The 18,565-nt window shown below is 63.5% G+C and carries 10 protein-coding genes; 4 read left to right on the top strand and 6 right to left on the bottom strand.

Annotated elements, in window-relative coordinates; genetic code table 11:
- Positions 1-30: 30 nt before the first annotated feature.
- Positions 31-1,095 (bottom strand): 3-deoxy-7-phosphoheptulonate synthase AroG, encoded by a 1,065-nt coding sequence (aroG, locus tag O0879_RS18640; protein WP_099665300.1) that lies wholly within the window; start codon positions 1,093-1,095, stop codon positions 31-33.
- A 508-nt stretch (positions 1,096-1,603) separates the two neighbouring features.
- On the opposite strand from aroG, the gene O0879_RS18635 reads away from it, so the two are divergent.
- Positions 1,604-4,450, top strand: coding sequence for a TonB-dependent receptor (locus O0879_RS18635; RefSeq protein ID WP_289918085.1), 2,847 nt, complete (start codon positions 1,604-1,606; stop codon positions 4,448-4,450).
- Between the two features lie 147 nt (positions 4,451-4,597).
- Here O0879_RS18635 and tldD read toward each other — a convergent pair whose 3' ends face one another.
- From tldD to O0879_RS18620, 3 genes are all read right to left on the bottom strand, one after another.
- The gene (gene tldD, locus O0879_RS18630) at positions 4,598-6,058 is read right to left on the bottom strand and encodes a metalloprotease TldD (protein WP_289899860.1); all 1,461 of its coding nucleotides are present in this window, start codon (positions 6,056-6,058) and stop codon (positions 4,598-4,600) included.
- Between the two features lie 157 nt (positions 6,059-6,215).
- Complete coding sequence (locus tag O0879_RS18625; protein WP_289918083.1) at positions 6,216-7,016, bottom strand: carbon-nitrogen hydrolase family protein; 801 nt, start codon at positions 7,014-7,016, stop codon at positions 6,216-6,218.
- Between the two features lie 30 nt (positions 7,017-7,046).
- Positions 7,047-11,207, bottom strand: coding sequence for a YhdP family protein (locus tag O0879_RS18620; RefSeq protein WP_354670194.1), 4,161 nt, complete (start codon positions 11,205-11,207; stop codon positions 7,047-7,049).
- Positions 11,208-11,286: 79 nt separating this feature from the next.
- Between O0879_RS18620 and glnE the strand changes: the two genes are divergently transcribed.
- The 3 genes from glnE (at position 11,287) to O0879_RS18605 (ending at position 15,337) form a co-directional block, all read left to right on the top strand.
- Positions 11,287-14,220: a bifunctional [glutamate--ammonia ligase]-adenylyl-L-tyrosine phosphorylase/[glutamate--ammonia-ligase] adenylyltransferase gene (gene glnE, locus O0879_RS18615; RefSeq protein WP_354670193.1), complete on the top strand. Its 2,934-nt coding sequence runs from the start codon at positions 11,287-11,289 to the stop codon at positions 14,218-14,220.
- Positions 14,221-14,233: 13 nt separating this feature from the next.
- Positions 14,234-15,013: a YoaK family protein gene (locus O0879_RS18610; protein ID WP_289918077.1), complete on the top strand. Its 780-nt coding sequence runs from the start codon at positions 14,234-14,236 to the stop codon at positions 15,011-15,013.
- Positions 15,014-15,148: 135 nt separating this feature from the next.
- Positions 15,149-15,337 carry a hypothetical protein gene (locus tag O0879_RS18605; RefSeq protein ID WP_152281604.1) on the top strand — a complete coding sequence of 63 codons (189 nt, stop codon included), beginning with the start codon at positions 15,149-15,151 and terminating at the stop codon, positions 15,335-15,337.
- A gap of 59 nt (positions 15,338-15,396) precedes the next feature.
- Here the strand turns inward: O0879_RS18605 and gap are convergent, their stop codons facing one another.
- Entirely contained in the window at positions 15,397-16,407 is a 1,011-nt protein-coding gene (gene gap, locus O0879_RS18600; RefSeq protein ID WP_010395244.1) for a type I glyceraldehyde-3-phosphate dehydrogenase, read from the bottom strand.
- 79 nt (positions 16,408-16,486) lie between these two features.
- On the bottom strand, positions 16,487-18,484 hold the full coding sequence (gene tkt, locus O0879_RS18595; RefSeq protein ID WP_289918071.1) for a transketolase: 1,998 nt from the start codon (positions 18,482-18,484) through the stop codon (positions 16,487-16,489).
- Between the last annotated feature and the right edge of the window lie 81 nt (positions 18,485-18,565).

The following is an 18,565-nucleotide window of genomic DNA, read 5'->3' as shown; positions in this document are numbered from 1 at the left end:
TCCGGGCTTTTTTTCATGCTGCGCGCCACCTTATTCCGCGTCGCCCTGCAGGCGGCGCTGCCTGACGGCGGCCGCCAGGTTTTCCAGCACGGCCACGCTGGCGCTCCAGTCGATACAGCCATCCGTGACGGACTGGCCATAGATCAATTCCTTGCCCGGGATCAAATCCTGGCGGCCCGCCACCAGGTGCGATTCCACCATCACGCCGACGATGCGACCATCGCCGCCGGCCACCTGGCTGGCGATGTCGGCGCACACGGGAATCTGGTTTTCCGGTTTTTTCGAGCTGTTCGCATGCGAGGCGTCGATCATCAGGCGCGCCGCCAGGCCTTGCGCGGCGATCGCCTTGCACGCCTCGTCCACGCTGGCCGCGTCATAGTTCGGGGTTTTTCCGCCGCGCAAGATGATGTGGCAATCCTCGTTGCCGTTGGTCGAAACGATGGCCGAGTGGCCGCCTTTCGTGACGGACAGGAAATGGTGCGGCTGCGAGGCGGCCTTGATGGCTTCCACGGCGATTTTCACGTTGCCGTCCGTGCCATTCTTGAAGCCGACCGGACAGGACAATCCCGACGCCAGCTCGCGGTGCACCTGCGATTCCGTCGTGCGCGCGCCGATGGCGCCCCAGCTGATCAGGTCGGCGATGTATTGCGGGCTGATCACGTCGAGGAACTCGGTGCCGGCAGGCAAGCCCAGCTCATTGATATCGCGCAACAGTTCGCGCGCCATGCGCAAGCCGTCGTTGATGCGGAAGCTGTTGTCCATGTACGGGTCGTTGATCAAGCCCTTCCAGCCCACCGTGGTGCGCGGCTTCTCGAAGTAGACGCGCATGACGATTTCCAGTTCGCCCGCGAAACGCGCGCGCTCCTTGACCAGCAGGCGCGCATATTCCATCGCCGCCTTGGTATCGTGGATGGAGCAAGGCCCGATCACCACCATCAGGCGGTCGTCCTGGCCATGCAGGATACGGTGCAGGGCAATGCGGGCGCTGGCGGCAGTCTGTTCGGCTTGCTCCGAGCAGGCAAATTCGCGGATCAGGTGGGACGGCGGGGTCAGTTCCTTCATTTCGCGAATGCGCAAATCATCGGTGCGGGGCATCATTTTCTCCAAAATTTAAGGAAGGGTAAAACATCTGGGTAAAAAAAAACCGCCATCGGTGGCGGTTTTTTAGAATTTGCTGGGATCTCGTTTTGCTGCTACGTGAACCGACCGCTACTCCACCGCCTTTGGGTTGGAATTGCTAAAGTAAAAATAAGCGGTAAAAAAGTGGCGAGCGAACATGCGAGTCATCCGTAAGTGATGAACGACTATAAACCTAAATCGCAAGGGTTGGCAAGCATATTTGTCGGCAAAGCCGCATGCCGCTGCCGTTTTACACTGCATAACCCGCAAAAAAGCATAAAAAGTTGCGCGCTGTGAATCTCGCCGCGACTCTGCATCCCCGGCGCCACCGTTGTGCCCGTCGTGGCAACCACGCCACGCCAGCCATTCTATCGACGACAAGCGGTGCACTCCTTGATCCAGGTCTAGTCCCGGCATCGCCGCACGGACAAAACTCAAGGACGTATCGATGACCTTTGACTGCCTGACCTTTCCGGAGAACCGCATGACCCCTACACCATCCTTGCATTCCGCTGCCTTTTCACCACCCAGACTGGGCCTGGCACTGGCCAGTGCACTGCTGAGCCTACCCGTCCTGGCGCAGGACGCCGCGCCGATTGCGCGCGTGGAAATCACCGGCTCGAACATCCGCCGCGCGCAGGCGGAAACGGCGTCGGCCGTGCAAACCCTGAGCGCGGCCGACATTGAAAAATCGGGCAAGTCCAGCGTGGCCGAATTGCTGCAGACCCTGGCCGTCGACAACCAGGGCTCCGTCCCCACCACCTTCGGCAACGGCTTTGCCGCCGGCGCCTCCGGCGTGTCGCTGCGGGGCCTGGGCACGGCCTCGACCCTGGTACTGCTGAACGGCCGCCGCGTCGCGCCATATGGCCTGGCCGACGACGGGCAGAAAGTGTTTGCCGACCTGAACATCATTCCCCTGGAAGCCGTGGAACGGGTGGAAATCCTCAAGGATGGCGCCTCGGCCATCTATGGTTCGGACGCCATCGCCGGCGTCGTCAACGTGATCCTGAGGCGCGACTACCAGGGCACGGCCATCAAGGGCAATTACGGCAAGACGAAGGAGTGGGACGGGCGCGACGCGCGCGCCGCCATCACGCACGGCTTCGGCGACATCGACACGGACCGCTACAACGTGCTGCTGAACCTCGAGTACAGCGAAAAGGCCGCCATCTGGAACCGCGACCGGGCCGGCCGGGGGGCCGTCGGCCGCAGCGACTTGCGCGACCTGGGCTTCAGCGCGCAGGAAACCCTCAGCGGCGCGGGCGCCATCACCACCAACAATGCGGCCGGCAGCGCCGTCAACGGCAATGTGCGCAATCCCGACACGCTCGACTACTACAACCGCGGCAACCTCGCTGGCGCGGGCTTTACGCGCACCTTCCCCGGCGCCGCCTGCGGCAACTTCACGACTCACCCGCAGGGCGATCCGGGCGGCGGCTGCCTGACTGATGCCGCGCAGCAATATGGCCAGATCCAGCCCAAGCAAAAGAACATCAATTTCTTCGGCCGCGGCGCCTGGCAATTGACGCCGGAGCTGCAAACGTATGCCGAGCTGAATCTGTATCACAGCGAATCGCACTCGGCCACCACGCCCTCGACGGTCAGCGGCTCGGTCGGCTATCCGGGCGGCCCCGTCAGCAATGCAGGCGTATCGCTGGGCGCCGCCCACCCGGACAATCCGTATTTCGGCACGGCGGCGCGGCTGCGCTACCTGGCGGCCGACGTGGGGCCGCGCCTGTCGGAAGTCACATCCACCTTCATGCGCTTTGTCGCCGGCATCAAGGGTAGCGTGGCGGGCTGGGATATCGACAGCGCCCTGCTGTACTCGCAGAACAAGGTGTCGAACGACCTGGACGGCTACCTGCAGCGCGACGTCGCCTTCGCCCTGCTCAACCCGAGCGCCGCCAACGTGGAGCGGGCCAGCCTGAACCCCGCGTACGCGGCCCTGCCGTCCGGCAGCCTGTGGCGCATCGCGGAAAACGCGGGCCTCAATTCGCGCGAGCTGTACGCGGCCCTGTCGCCGCGCATCTCGAACGACGCCAAGACGCATATCGCGCAGATCGACTTCAAGGCCAGCCGCGAGGTGGCCAAGCTCGACGGCGGCGCCCTGGGCGTCGCCGTGGGCGCGGAATTCCGCCACGAATCGACGGAACTCAAGCCCACCACGGGCACGGAACGGGGCAACATCATTGGTCTCGGCTATTCCGCCTATAAGGGCAGCCGCAACGCCTCGGCCATCTATGCAGAGATGCTGGCGCCCGTGCTGAAGAGCGTGGAACTATCGGGCGCCCTGCGCGCCGACCATTTTACCGACGTGGGCAACTCCTATACGCCGAAAGTGGGCGTGAAATGGACACCCGTGCGCGAACTGGCCCTGCGCGGCACCTTCGCCAAGGGTTTCCGCGCCCCCAGCGCGGCGGAAAACGGCGTCGGCGGCCTGGCCGCGTTCTCCACCGCCAGCGATCCGCTGCGCTGCGCACTGGGCGTGGAAGCGGCCTGCGATCCGGCTTCCATCGCCGTTATCACCTCGCCCAATCCGAAGCTGTCGCCCGAACGTTCGCGCAGCTATTCCGTGGGCGCCGTGTGGGACCCGCTGCCGCGCACCAGCATTTCCGTCGACCTGTGGCAAATCCGCCGCAAGAATGAAATCAACCAGGAGCAAACGGACACGGCCATCGCCGAAGGCCATGTGGCGCGCGACCCGTCGACGGCCACCGGCATCGCCGGCGATCCGGGCGCTATCACGGCCGTGCTGGCCAATTATGTGAATTCGGCGCAAACGACGGTGCGCGGCATCGATATCGACGCGCGCCAGCGCTTCAGCCTGGGCAGCGACTATGGCAACCTGGTGTTCGACTTGAAGTGGACGCATCTGTACAAATGGCTGCGCACGGAACAGGACGGCACGCAGCGCGATTTTGCCGGCACACATGGCAATTGCGACGTGTCCAACTGCATGGGCACGCCGGACGACCGCATTAACCTGGGCGCCACCTGGGAACGCCTGAACTGGCGCGTCACGGCCAACGTCAACTACCGCGCGCCGCTCGATAACCTGCTGTTCAAGAATGACCCGGACGGCTGCGCCACGCACTTCGCCAACGGCACGGATGCGCCGCGCGGCTGCCGCATCGCCTCGTTCACCACGGTGGACCTGACGGCCCGCTGGCTGGCCACGCCCAAGCTGGAAGTGTTTGCGACCATACAAAACCTGTTCGACAAGATCGCCCCGCTCGATCCGCTCACGTATGGCGCCACGGGCTACAACCCGCTCGACTACGCGGGCGCGGCGGGACGCTTCATCAGTGCTGGGGTGAAGTACAAGTTCTGAATTTCGTCATATTTTCAACGTATCAGGCGTTTCAGGAACCGTAGCGAGCAAGCCCAATATTGGGTTGAGTAGCGCAGCTGTACTTCAGGTACAGCGAGCAACGCAAACTCAAGAGTGGGCTGCGCAGTAGGTTCCTGAAATGGCGATCTAAGCCGTGCCGCCGACGGTAATGCCGTCCAGGCGCAAGGTCGGCTGTCCCACGCCTACGGGCACGCTCTGCCCTTCCTTGCCGCACACGCCCACGCCCGAGTCCAGGCGCATGTCGTTGCCGATCATGGAAACTCGGTTGAGCACGTCCGGGCCATTGCCGATCAGGGTCGCGCCCTTCACCGGGTAGCTGAGCTTGCCATTTTCAATCATGTACGCTTCGCTGGCCGAAAAGACGAACTTGCCATTCGTGATGTCGACCTGGCCGCCGCCGAAGTTGACGGCATATAAGCCGTTTTTGACGGAGGCGAGGATCTCGCCCGGGTCCTTGTCGCCGCCCAGCATATACGTATTCGTCATGCGCGGCATGGGCAGGTGGGCGAACGATTCGCGGCGCGCATTGCCCGTCACGGGCATCTTCATCAGGCGCGCATTCATGGTGTCCTGGATATAACCCTTCAGGATGCCATCCTCGATCAGGGTCGTGCACTGCGTGGGGTTGCCCTCGTCATCGATATTCAGGGAGCCGCGCCGGCCAGCCAGGGTGCCGTCGTCGACCACGGTGACGCCCTTGGCGGCCACGCGCTCGCCGATGCACCCGGAAAACGCGGACGAACCTTTGCGGTTGAAATCGCCTTCCAGGCCATGGCCGATGGCTTCGTGCAACAGGATGCCGGGCCAGCCCGGGCCCAGCACGATGGTCATGGGGCCGGCGGGCGCCGGGCGCGCTTCCAGGTTCACCAGGGCCGAATTGACGGCGTCCGCCGCGTATTGTTCCAGTACGGCATCGCTGAAATAGTCATAGCTGTAACGCCCGCCGCCGCCTGCCGAGCCCGTTTCGCGGCGGCCATTCTGTTCCGCGATCACCGTCAGCGAGACGCGCACCAACGGACGGATGTCGGCCGCCAGCACGCCGTCGCTACGCAGCACCAGCACCACGTCATATTCGCCGGCCAGGCCCGCCATCACTTGCACGACCCTGGGATCTTTCGCGCGCGCCATCTTTTCCACGCGTTCGAGCAATTGCACCTTGGCCGTGGCATCCAGCGAGGCAAGCGGATCGTTGGGCAGGTACAAGGAACGTCCGCCCTGCGGCTGCATCTGGCCCGCGATCTTGATCCTGCCGGCGCCGGCGCGCGCAATCGTGCGCGTGGCCGCCGCCGCTTCCAGCAGGGCACGCTCGGAAATATCGTCGGAATACGCAAACGCCGTCTTGTCGCCGGACACTGCGCGCACGCCCACACCCTGGTCGATGGAAAAACTGCCCGTCTTGACGATGCCCTCTTCCAGGCTCCAGCCTTCGCTCTTGGTCGACTGGAAATACAGGTCGGCATAGTCGACCTTGTGCGTAAACATCGTGCCCAGGGCTTTCAACAGCTTGTCTTCATCCAGGCCGAACGGCGTGAGCAGGATCTCGCGCGCCACGGCCAGGCTCGACAGATTGGGTTCAAATGGCTTCATAACTTTGCACTCGCTAATTATATTCAACTCATTCTCAGTACCTGACAGAAGCGTAGCGAGCGGCAGTGATTTGTGGCCGAGAAGCGCAGCCGTGCTTGAGCACGGTGAGCATCGCAGGCCGCAAAGCGCGACGCGCAGTAGCTTATGTCAGGTACCCTCACATAGTGCGGTGCGCCAGGGCTGGCAAGGATTCGCGCACGCCGGCCAAAAACACCAGGTCGATCTCGCCGCTCACCACGCCCTCGCCTTCGGGCAACACGGCTTTCACTTCGCCCCACGGGTCGATCAGCATGCTGTGGCCCCACGTGCGGCGGCCATTCGGATGCAAGCCGCCCTGCGCCGAGGCCAGCACATAGCACTGGTTTTCGATGGCGCGCGCGCGCAGCAGCACTTCCCAGTGGGCGCTGCCCGTCGTATGGGTAAACGCGGCCGGCACGACGATCAGCGCGCAATCGCCCATGGCGCGGTAGAGTTCGGGAAAGCGCAAGTCATAGCAGATGGACAGGCCGACCCGGCCAAACGGGGTCTCGATCGAGCGCACCTGCGCGCCCGGCACGATGGTGCGCGATTCGTTGTACGACTCGGCGCCGCGCGTAAAGCCGAACAGGTGGATCTTGTCGTAGCGGCCAGCCGGTTCGCCTTGCGGGTCATACACCAGCGTGGTGTTGAGGACCTTGCCCTCCTCGCCGGAAATCAGGGGCAAGGTGCCGCCGATCAGCCAGATGCCGTGCTGGCGCGCCATCTGCGCCATGCCATCCTGGATGGGGCCGCTGCCGGGCTGTTCCGCGTGGGCCAGCTTGTCCGTTTCCTGCTTGCCCATGATGGCCCAGTACTCGGGCAACACCACCAGCTGCGCGCCACCGGCGGCGGCCTGCGCCACCAGGCGGCGCGCCGTGACCAGGTTGTCTTCCACGGAAGGCGAGGAAATCATTTGTACTGCTGCGACTGTATGCATCATTGCCACCTCTTCTCCATTCGAACGCCGCGCCTATTTCGCCACCGCCTCCGCCGCTGCGGCGGCAGGCACGGCGACAGGGTCCAATTTACCACCATCGAGCTTGGTCACGACGGGCGCTTTCCACGGCCCGGCGATCTGCATATGGTAAGTGAGCGCCTTCATCACGGGCGCGCGCAGGAACAATTGCGCCAGAAAACTGCCCAGGCCGATGACGGGGTTGACGGCCAGCGCGTACACGAGCGGCCCGGTACCCAGGTTGAATTCCGGGATCACCACCACGTGCAAATTCGTCGTTTCATTGGCGATATCGGCCGTGCCATCCATCAGCACGGTCGCCGCCACGCCATGCATCTTGAGGTTATCGGTGCTCACCACGCCGCGCTTGATGCTGGCGTTGGCCGTGATGCCGTCGAAAGCCAAGCCTTCGGAAAACACGTCGTGGAAATCGAGTTTCAGCAAGCGGGGCAAGGCTTGCAGGCTGAGCACGCCCAACAGCTTGGCCGCGCCCGGATCCTGCTTGAGGAACTGGCCCGATTCCACGTTCATCTCGATCTGCCCCGACAAGGTGGGGATGTCGAGCGAATACGGCAAGCCGTTCCAGGCGATGTCGCCGCTCAGGCGCCCCTTGCCGCGGCGCACCGTGTCGGCAAAGCCGAAGCGGTCGAGCAACTTGCCCGCATCGACGATATCGAGGCCGAAACGCAGGCTGGTCGTGCTTTGCCCATCCTTGATGACCCATTTGCCATTGCCGCTCAGGGCGCCATCGGGATTCGACAGTTGCAGCTTGCCCACGCGCCACTCGCGCCCGCCCGCCGCCATGGTGTTATAGGCCTGCAACTCCAGCCGGCCGATCTTCTTGTTGAACAGTTCAAATTGCTCGGCGACGATATCGAGCGAAGGAATCGACTGGGCGCCGTTCTTTCCCTCCAGCAAATTCTTCACGTCGTTGGCGGCCGACTCCGGAATGATCAGCGACGACAGGCGCGCCGTCATCTTGCCCAGGCCGGACGGCGTTTCCAGCCAGGTCACATAGCCGGACACTTGTTTTGCATCAATATTGGCTTGCCACACATCCTTCTGGTGCGTGGCGCCCACGACCACGTTTTCCAGCTTGCGCTCGCCCAGCATCAGTTCGCTGGCACGGGCCGCCATCATGTCCGGCACCACGTATTGCGCGATATCGGGGACATCGTCGGCGGCGCCGCTGTCGGCGGATGCCGAGCCGCTGCCGGCGATCTCGCTGCCGGCGGCGATCCAGCTGTCCACGTCCAGGGTTTTCATGTTGACGTTGAACATCATGCCGCTGTCCGGTTCCGGCGCCGGCACGTTCACGCCGATGCCGCCGCGCACCAGGCGCCAGGCGTCCTTGCCCTGCTTCTGGCGCTGGTAACGCGCGGCAATGCCGGATCCCAGCGCGATGCGGATATCGTCCGTGCGCAGGCCCGCGCCGTTGGCCGCATTGCCCGTCAAGGTGAATTTCACGGGCAGGCTGTCGCCGGCCGGCTTCTTCAGGGGGGCGGGGAAATCCAGACCCAGGCCCGTCAACGGCGATTCGACATTGACCACCACCTGGTGATCGCGCGCCGTGATCAAGCCGCTGTAGCGCGCGCCGCCGTTCAAATGTTTCGCCAGGCGCTGCAGCACGGGCGCCGGATACGTCTTGCGCAAGCCGTCGATGGTCATGTTGCCGGCAATCTTGACCTGGATGGAACTGTCCGCCTGCGTGCCGCCCGAGATGGCCAGCGGCCCGCCAAGCAGGCTGCCGTTCAAGCCGTTCAGGTTGACGCCCTTTTCGTTGAATTCGATCTTGCCCTGCGTACCCAGTACGGGCGGCATATCGTGGAACAGCACCACGTCGTTGCCCGCCAGCTGCAAGCTGCCCTGCACGGTCGATTCGAGCATGCGCTCGATCGGCAAGTGCAATTTGAGGGCCAGCCTGGCGTTGCCCGTCGCCGTCGTTTCATCCGTGAAATGCTCGATCCAGCCCAGCACGGGGCTGGCCGTCACGTACTTGAGGAATTCCTGCATGGGGCCGGCCGCATTGCCTTCAATGTCGAGCAAGGTGTCGAACACGGTCAGGTCGGGGATCACGGCTTTGACATTCGTCAAGGCCACGCCGCCCGTGGTGGCCGTGTCGCCGCGGATTTCCATGCGCGCCCGTTCAAACACGAAACTGCCCTTGATCTTCTCCGCCTGCGGCCACAACGGCGCCTTGCCGGCCAGCGGGCCGCTTTCCGCAAATTCGCCGGGCGCGTAGTTCAGGGTGCCATTTTCGAGCTTGCCAGCCACGCGGAAATCGCCCCGATTGCGCTGGGCCGGCGTGTCGGCCTTGAAGGGGAAATGCTCGAGTTCGCCGCGCAGGCGCAGGCTGACATCGCGCGCCACGCCGCCTTCCAGCGCCCCCGTCAGCCAGTGGCGCAGGTGCTCGGGCGTTTGCAGCGGCAGGTAGCGGCCGATGGTGTTGATCTGGAAATTGTCTATCGTGCCCGTCAAGTCGACCTCGCCCAGGTTCTTGCCGTCGAGCGGCATGCGGTGCGTGCCTTGCAAGGCGACGCGCAAACCTTGCTGATTGAAGTCGAGCTTGTCCAGCTCGACTTGCAGCATATTCTCCGCTTCAAACGTCCAGCGCGCCTGCATGGCGAATTGTTCGAACGGCATGGCCGGTTCGCTCAGGTACGATGGAAACTGCAGCACCAGATCCTGCGCATCGATAGCGATGCTGCCGCCCTTGTCGTTGGCGTCGATGGTGCCGCTGAGTTTGTCGAAGCCGGGAATGGCCGGTGCGGCCGCCTGCGCGGGGCTGCTCGCCGTCTTCGCCACGGCCAGGCGCGCCGGCTGCGCATTCAGGCCCAGGTCGATGAGCTTGCCGCGCAAACGGTAGCTGGCCGGTGTCGCCATCTCGCCTTCCCATTGCGCCGAGAAATCCTGCAAACGCCCGCGCGGCGCCAGGGCGTCGAGGCGCTGGCGCTGCTGTTCGCCCAGCGGCAGCTTGTCGGCCAGCGCGGCCAGGGTTTGCAAATCGAGCGACTTGGCCGTGATTTCCGTGCGCGCCGGCTTTCGCTTCGTGGCGGCAATGAAACGTTCGGACAGGGTCGTGGGCGGCAGGCTGAGGCCGTCGCGTGTTTCCACCGCGAAATTCGTCAACTCCACCTGATGGCCATTCGCGCCAAAGGTGGGCTTGCCGTCCGGCACCTGCGCCGACAGCTCTTCTTTTGCCGAAATGCGCCCGCTGACCGACAGCAAGTCGAGCGGGGCGATATGCTCGCCCAGCTGCGCCTGCACATCCGTCAAGCCCACGTCGGCCGTGAAGCCGGCCAGGCGCGCGTGATCCAGGCTCAACCAGGCGCGCAAGGCGCCCTTGCCCTGGCTCAGCTCGAACGGGTAATCGAGGTAGCGGCGCCAGGCGGTCAAGTCGGCGTTTTTCAGGTCCGCATACAGCTCGCCCTTCCACATCGATACATCCGAGATGCGCGTGCTGAAAGGCGGATGCGTGAAGTGAGCACGCACATCGATGGGCGCGGCCAGGCTGGCGGGCGGCGTGGCCTGCAAGCCCAGCCGGTGGCTGCGCCAGCGGTTGCGCAGCAGCAAGTTGACCTGGGTTAAAGCCAGCTCCGGCGTGCCGCGCGCTTCGTCCGTCCAGCGCACCTTGCCGTCGCGAATGATGATGTCATGCTGCGACAGCAACCAGTCGGCGCCCTTGCCGTCGCTGCCCTGGCTGCTGTCGACGAGCACGCCGGCCACATACAGCTTGCCATCCATGCTGCGCCGCACGTCCAGGTCGGGCCGCGTGATTTCCAGAGTAGTGAAGCGCACGGAACCGAGCACGCTCCACCACGACACAGTCGCCGAAATGCTCGGCAGGCTCAGCGCCTGGCGCCCCGCCTGGTCGCGCAGGGTCACGTCGCCGAGGAAGAGGTTCGGCCGCACGCCATGCCAGGAAGCATAAATGCGCGCGATGCTGACAGGGTTGCCCAGCGCGCGGCTGGCCGCCCGCTCGATATCGCCTTTGTAATAATCGATATTCGGCAAGATGGCGTAGCGCAGGAATAAAAACAGCACGGCGAAGGCGAAATACGCCAGCAGCACCAGTTTGATGGTAAAACCCAATACATGGTGGGTGGCCAGGTTGGCCATGCGATAGGCGGCACGCAGCCTCTGCCAGCGCAGGGCCAATGGCACATGTTCTGTCACGCTTGCTTCTGGCGGTTTTTGCATCAATAAGCTAATAAACTGGCCCGGCGTCAAATAATGGCAAAAATCGTCTGCATTCGTGGTGCGCGCCTGCATCCTTGCGCTTGCGTCTGAGCAAAGCCTCCCTTACCATCGTCCGGAAGAGCACGCACTACCGGCGGTATTCGGCCAGCGGCACAATTTTACCGCATCCCCCGCCGTTCGCAGCCAAGTTAAACAAGAACATGCACGCAGCATCCACGAGACCCTTACCGATACCATGAGCACACAGCCTTTGATTTCCGCCTCCCGTTTCTACCAGCGCTGGCTGGACGCCGCCCCCGAGCGCGCCGCGCAGGTGGCGCAACTGGTGCGCGCGCCGCTGGACGGGCTCGACTTTGCCGCCGAGCTGGCCGCCCAGGCGAACGCCGCCACGCCTCCGCTGCCGCCCGAACGGGCCATGCGCCGCCTGCGCAACCTGCTCGTCTGCGGCCTGATCGCGCGCGATCTTGGCGGCCAGGCCGACTTGAACGAAGTCGTGACCGCCATGACGGGTTTTGCCGATTTTGCCATCCGCACGCATGTGGACGCCATCACGGCCGAGATGGTGGCCCTGCACGGCATGCCCGTCGGCGAGGAATCGGGCGAGGAACAAGCTTTGATGGTGCTGGCGATGGGCAAGCAGGGCGGCGGCGAACTCAATGTGTCGTCGGATATCGACCTGATCTTTGTCTACCCGGAAGATGGCGATACGCAAGCGACCTTGCCGGGCCAGCGCAGCCTGTCCAACCACGAGTTTTTCATTCGCATGGGCAAGAAACTGATCGCCGCCCTGGCCGAGATCACGCAAGACGGTTTTACTTTCCGTGTGGATATGGCCCTGCGTCCGAACGGCAATTCCGGCCCGCTGGCCGCCAGCCTGGGCATGGTGGAACAGTACCTGATCGTGCAAGGGCGCGAATGGGAGCGCTACGCCTGGGTCAAGGCGCGCGCCGTGACGGGCAAGCCGGAGGACATCGCCGCGCTCGACGCCATCGTGCGCCCCTTCGTCTTCCGTCGCTACCTCGATTTCGGCGTCATCGATGCCATCCGCACCATGCACGGCCAGATCCGCGCCGAAGTCAACCGCCAGGAGCGGCTGCACCCGGACCGCAGCAACAACGTCAAGCTGGGCCGTGGCGGCATCCGCGAAATCGAGTTCCTCGCACAAGTGTTTCAATTGATACGGGGCGGACGCGACGCCGAGCTGCGCGAACGTTCCACGCGCGCCACCCTGCGCACGGTGGCGGACAAGGGACTATTGGAACCGGCCATCGTGGAACAATTGCTGGGTTCCTACACTTTCCTGCGCAACCTCGAACACCGGCTGCAGTATCTTGACGATGCGCAAACCCATACCCTGCCCGCGAACGAGGCCGACCGCCTCACCGTGGCGCAGATGATGGGTTTACCCGACACGCCCACCCTGCTGGTCCAGCTGGAAGCGCACCGCGTGTTTGTCGCCGGTCAATTTGACGAAATGTTCAGCGACAAGAGCAGCGGCGCGCCGCCGGTCGACACGGGCATCGACCCGCAAACGTCGAACGACTGCGCCGCCTCGGACCAGCAGGAAGCCATCGAAGCGCGCTTCGCCGCCCTGGGTTTCCATGAACCGGCCGCCTGCGCGCGCCGCCTGCTGGCCACGTGGCAGGCGCCGCGGCTGCAATCCTTGCCAGAGGCGAGCCGCACGCGTTTGGTGGCCCTCGTCAATTCCGCCCTGCCCCTGATCACCGATTGCTCCGTGTCCAACGGCAACGCCAGCCAGCTGGCCACCCTGGGCCGCCTGCTCGATTTCCTGGAGGCCATCGCGCGCCGTTCGGCCTATCTGTCGCTGCTGACGGAATACCCGCATACGCTCGAGCGCGTCGTGCGCATGGTGTGTGCCAGCGGCTGGGCCGCCACCTTCCTCACGCAGCATCCGATACTGCTCGACGAGCTGCTGGACGAGCGCATCCGCAATACGGTGCCTGACCCGGCCGCGCTGGCGCTGGACTTGCAACGCCAGCTCGACGACGCGCCCGGCGACACGGAGCGGCAGATGGATATCCTGCGCGAAACACACCACGCGCAGCTGTTCCAGTGCCTGGCGCAAGACCTGGCGGGCGACCTGAGCGTGGAAAAGCTGGCCGATTACCTGTCCCAGCTGGCCGACATCATCGTCGCCGCCACCGTGCAAGCCGTCTGGCAAACCTTGCCTACGCGCCACCGCGAGGTGCCGAAATTCGCCGTCATCGCGTACGGCAAGCTGGGCGGCAAGGAGCTGGGCTATGTCTCGGACCTCGACGTCATCTTCCTGTTCGACGACGACGACCAGGAAGCGCCCGGCCTGTACGCCAAGCTGGCGCAGCGCTTCATTACCTGGATGACCTCGCACACCTCGGCCGGCATTTTGTTCGATATCGACATCGCCCTGCGTCCCGACGGCGCCTCGGGCATGCTGGTTTCCAGCGTGCAAGCGTTCGAACGCTACCAGGGCAGCGCGGCCTGGGTGTGGGAACACCAGGCGCTGACGCGCGCGCGCTTCTGCGCCGGCGATGTCGGCATCGGCAAGCACTTCGAGCGCATCCGCGACACGATCTTGCGCAAGGAAAGGCCGGAAAACGGCCCGCTCAAGGGCGAAGTGGTGGCCATGCGCAAGAAGATGCTGGACGCCCACCCGCCCCGCCCCGGCAACTTTGATTTGAAACAAGATCCGGGCGGCATGATCGACATCGAGTTCATGGTGCAATACCTGGTGCTCCAGCATGCGGCGCAGTACCCGCAGCTGACGGCCAACTCGGGCAATATCGCCCTGCTGCGCCTGTGCGGCGAACTGGGGCTGATCGACGCCCAGTTGGCCGCCCTGGTGGCCGACGCCTACCGCGCGCTGCGCAAGCTGCAGCACCAGCTGCGCCTGCAGGGACAAGACCTGGCCCGCGTGGAACCGGAACGAGTGCGCGTGCATGCGGACAACGTCATGCGCCTGTGGCAAGCCATCTTCGGCGCCACCGCCTGAGGCCGGCCCAGGCATGCCGCTTCATTACCTGTCCCGCCTGAGCGGATCGGCGCGCGATACGCAAGCCAATCTGCAGCTGGGCTGCGTGCTGGCGCTGGTGGCCGGCGCCGTGAATGCGGGCGGTTTTCTCGCCATCGGCGGCTATACCTCGCACATGACGGGCATCGTCTCGGGCATGGCGGATGACTTGGCACTGGGCAATATCACGCTGGCCCTGGCGGCGCTGGGCGCGTGGCTGGCCTTTGTCAGCGGCGCGGCCGTGACGGCCATCATGGTGAACTGGGGCAAGCGGCGGCGCCTGCACAGCCAGTTTGCCGCCAGCCTGCTGCTGGAAGCGGCATTATTGCTGCTGTTCGGCTTGACGGGCAATTACCTGGCCACCATGCCCGACGTGCTGGGCCCCGTCACCATCTTGCTGCTGTGCTTTGTCATGGGTTTGCAAAACGCCATCATCACCAAGATTTCGGGCGCCGTCATCCGCACCACGCACGTGACGGGCCTGTCGACCGATATCGGCATCGAACTGGGCAAGATGGCGTATTACAACCGGCGCGCCTTGCCGGACCGCGTGGTCAAGGTGAACCGGGGCAAGCTCAGGACGCACAGCCTGCTGATCGCCGGCTTCTTCATCGGCGGGGTCAGCGGCGCACTGGCCTTCAAGCACATCGGCTTTCCTGCCGCCACCATCATCCTCGCCGGCGTGCTGACCCTGCTGTCCGGCGTGCCCGTACTACGCGACTTGCGCCTGCTGTGGCGCTTCTACCGGCGCCGCCTGCGCGCCTTGCGTCAGTAGAAATATTTTTCTTTATGGCAATTATTAACTGGTTTTAATGCTAATATTTTCCCGCATCCGGCGGGCTGATCAAGCCTGGCTGGATGGTCTTTTGATTCGACACCCTACCGTTGTCCAATGATGAAAGCGAGAAAAATGATTTCCATTAAAAAAGCCCTGTTTGTCTTTGCCATCGCCGCCGGCGCCGCCGCTTCGTTCTCCAGCACGGCCGCCGTGCGCGCATGGATTCCGTCGGAAAACTGCGACTACATCCTCAATATGTGCTATCAGGGTGTCGAGGCATCGTGCGAACAGTGGCGCAATCAGTGCGAACCGAAGGAATAAGCGGGCAACAGACGAAAAAAAACGCCCCGAAGGGCGTTTTTGCTTATGCGGTCAAAAGATTACTTGGCCGACATCAGTGCAACGGTGGTGTCGAGCATGCGGTTCGAGAAACCCCACTCGTTGTCGTACCACGACGATACTTTTACCAGGCGGCCCGACACTTTGGTCAGGGTCGAATCGAAGTTCGACGACGCCGGGTTGTGGTTGAAGTCGATCGACACCAGCGGTTCGGTCTGGTACGTCAGGATGCCTTCCAGGGCGCCTTCCGAAGCGGCCTTCATCAGGGCGTTGACTTCTTCCACGGTGGTGTCGCGCTTGGCGATGAAGGACAGGTCGACCAGCGACACGTTGATGGTCGGCACGCGGATGGCGAAACCGTCCAGCTTGCCATTCAGCTCAGGCAGCACCAGGCCCACGGCGGCAGCAGCGCCCGTCTTGGTCGGGATCATGCTCATGGTGGCCGAACGGGCGCGACGCAGGTCTTCATGCATCACGTCGGACAGCACCTGGTCGTTGGTGTAGGCGTGCACGGTGGTCATCAGGCCCGTTTCGATGCCGATGGCGTCGTTCAGCGGCTTGACCAGCGGTGCCAGGCAGTTGGTGGTGCACGAAGCGTTCGAGATGACGGTGTCCGTCGATTTCAGCACGGAGTGGTTCACGCCGAACACGACGGTAGCATCGACGTCCTTGCCGCCTGGTGCCGAGATGATGACTTTTTTCGCGCCGCCCTTCAAGTGAGCCGAAGCTTTCTCTTTGGTGGTGAAGAAGCCCGTGCATTCCAGCACGACGTCCACGCCCAGCTCGCCCCATGGGATTTCAGCCGGGTTGCGCTGTGCGAATACGCGGATCGGATCGCCATTGACGATCATGTTGTCGCCTTCGACGGTGACCGTGCCAGGGAACTTGCCGTGCGCGGTATCGTAGCGGGTCAGGTGGGCGTTCGATTTGGCATCGCCCAGGTCGTTGATGGCAACGATCTGGATATCCTGTTTCTTGCCGCCTTCGTAGAAAGCGCGCAATACATTACGGCCGATGCGGCCGTAGCCGTTGATTGCAACTTTGATCGTCATACTCTGCTCCTGATTAAAAAAAAAGGTATCAGCACAGCACCCCGGCCAGCACATGGCCAGGGTCTGCTCAAAATCAATATTAGCCAGCGATAACGGCTTTAACCTTGGCTACGACATTCTCGACCGTGAAGCCGAAGTGCTTGAACAGCACGCCGGCCGGAGCCGATTCGCCAAACGTGTCGATACCGACCACGGCGCCTTCCAGGCCCACGTATTTGTACCAGAAGCTGGTCACGCCCGCTTCGATGGCCACGCGCGGCACGCCCTTCGTCAGCACGCTGGCCTTGTAGGCGGCGTCCTGGCGGTCATACACGTCGGTCGACGGCATCGACACCACGCGCACGGCGATGCCTTCGGCAGCCAGCGCGCTGGCGGCGGCGACGGCCAGTTCCACTTCGGAACCGGTGGCGATCAGGATCGCCTTGGCGTCGGCCACGTCGTTCAGCACATAGCCGCCGCGGTAGATGTTCTCGATCTGCTCGGCGCTACGCTCCTGGTATGGCAGGTTCTGGCGCGAGAAGATCAGGGTCGACGGACCGTCCTTGCGGCGCACGGCGGCGCCCCAGGCAGCAGCCGACTCGACGGTGTCGCACGGACGCCAGTTGTCCAGGTTCGGGATCAAACGCATCGACGAGACGTGCTCGACCGATTGGTGCGTCGGGCCGTCTTCGCCCAGGCCGATCGAATCGTGGGTGAACACGAAGATCGAACGCAGTTTCATCAGGGCAGCCATGCGCAGCGCATTGCGGCTGTAGTCGGAGAACGTCAGGAACGTGGCGCCGAACGGGATGTAGCCGCCGTGCAAGGTGATGCCGTTCATGATGGCGCTCATGCCGAATTCGCGCACGCCGTAGTTGATGTGGTTGCCAGGCTGGCCCGAACGCACGGCCACGCACTCTTTCCAGTTGGTCAGGTTCGAACCGGTCAGGTCGGCCGAGCCGCCCAGGAATTCCGGCAGGGACGATGCCAGTGCCTGGATGGCGTTCTGGCTGGCCTTGCGGGTGGCGATGTTTTCTTTCTTCTCGACGCAGGAAGCGATGGCGGCCGACAGCGCCGTTTCAAACGCGGCTGGCAAGTCGCCCTGCATGCGGCGGCTCAGTTCAGCGGCTTGCTGCGGGAATTCGCGGCCATAAGCGACGAAACGCTCGTTCCAGTCCGCTTCCAGCAGGGCGCCTTGCTTTTTGGCATCCCAGGCTGCGTACACGTCGGCCGGCATCTCGAACGGGGCGGCATCCCAGCCGATGTATTCGCGCACGGCGGCGATTTCCTTGTCGCCCAGCGCGGCGCCGTGGACCTTGTCGCCGCCTTGCAGGTTCGGCGAACCCTTGCCGATGATGGTCTTGCAGCAGATCAAGGTTGGCTTGCTGGCCTTCTTGGCGGCGGCGATGGCGGCAGCCACGGCGGCAACATCGTGGCCGTCGACGGCGCGGATGACGTTCCAGCCGTACGCTTCGAAGCGGGCCGGGGTGTCGTCCGTGAACCAGCCTTCGACTTTGCCGTCGATGGAAATGCCGTTGTCATCGTACAGGGCGATCAGTTTGTTCAAGCCCAGGGTGCCGGCCAGCGCGCACACTTCGTGCGAAATACCTTCCATCAGGCAACCATCGCCCACAAACGCGTAGGTGTAGTGGTTGACGATATCGTAGCCAGGCTTGTTGAATTCAGCGGCCAGCAATTGCTCCGACAGGGCCATGCCGACGGCGTTGGCGATGCCCTGGCCCAGCGGGCCGGTGGTCGTTTCCACGCCTGGCGTGACATCGACTTCCGGGTGGCCCGGGGTTTTCGAATGCATCTGGCGGAACGCCTTGATGTCATCCATCGACAGTTCGTAACCGGTCAGGTGCAGCAGCGCGTAGTGCAGCATCGAGCCGTGGCCGTTCGACAACAGGAAACGGTCGCGGTTCTGCCATTTTGGATTCGCTGGATTGTGGCGATAGTGACCGCTCCACAGGGCAACTGCGATCTCGGCCATGCCCATCGGCATGCCTGGATGGCCGGAATTGGCCTTTTGTACAGCGTCCATTGCCAGTGCGCGGATCGCATTGGCCATTTTGGTAGTCGGGAGCGTAGTTGTCATGATGGTATGGGTCAGTCGCGAGTTTAAATTCGTTTGCTGCGCAGCTGGGCGCAGTCAGAGCTGTGTATTTTACCAGACCAA

The organism is Janthinobacterium sp. SUN120 (assembly GCF_030397735.1).
In the GTDB taxonomy this organism is placed as follows: Bacteria; Pseudomonadota; Gammaproteobacteria; order Burkholderiales; family Burkholderiaceae_D; genus Janthinobacterium; species Janthinobacterium kumbetense.
This window is presented reverse-complemented; position numbering and strand designations above follow the sequence as displayed.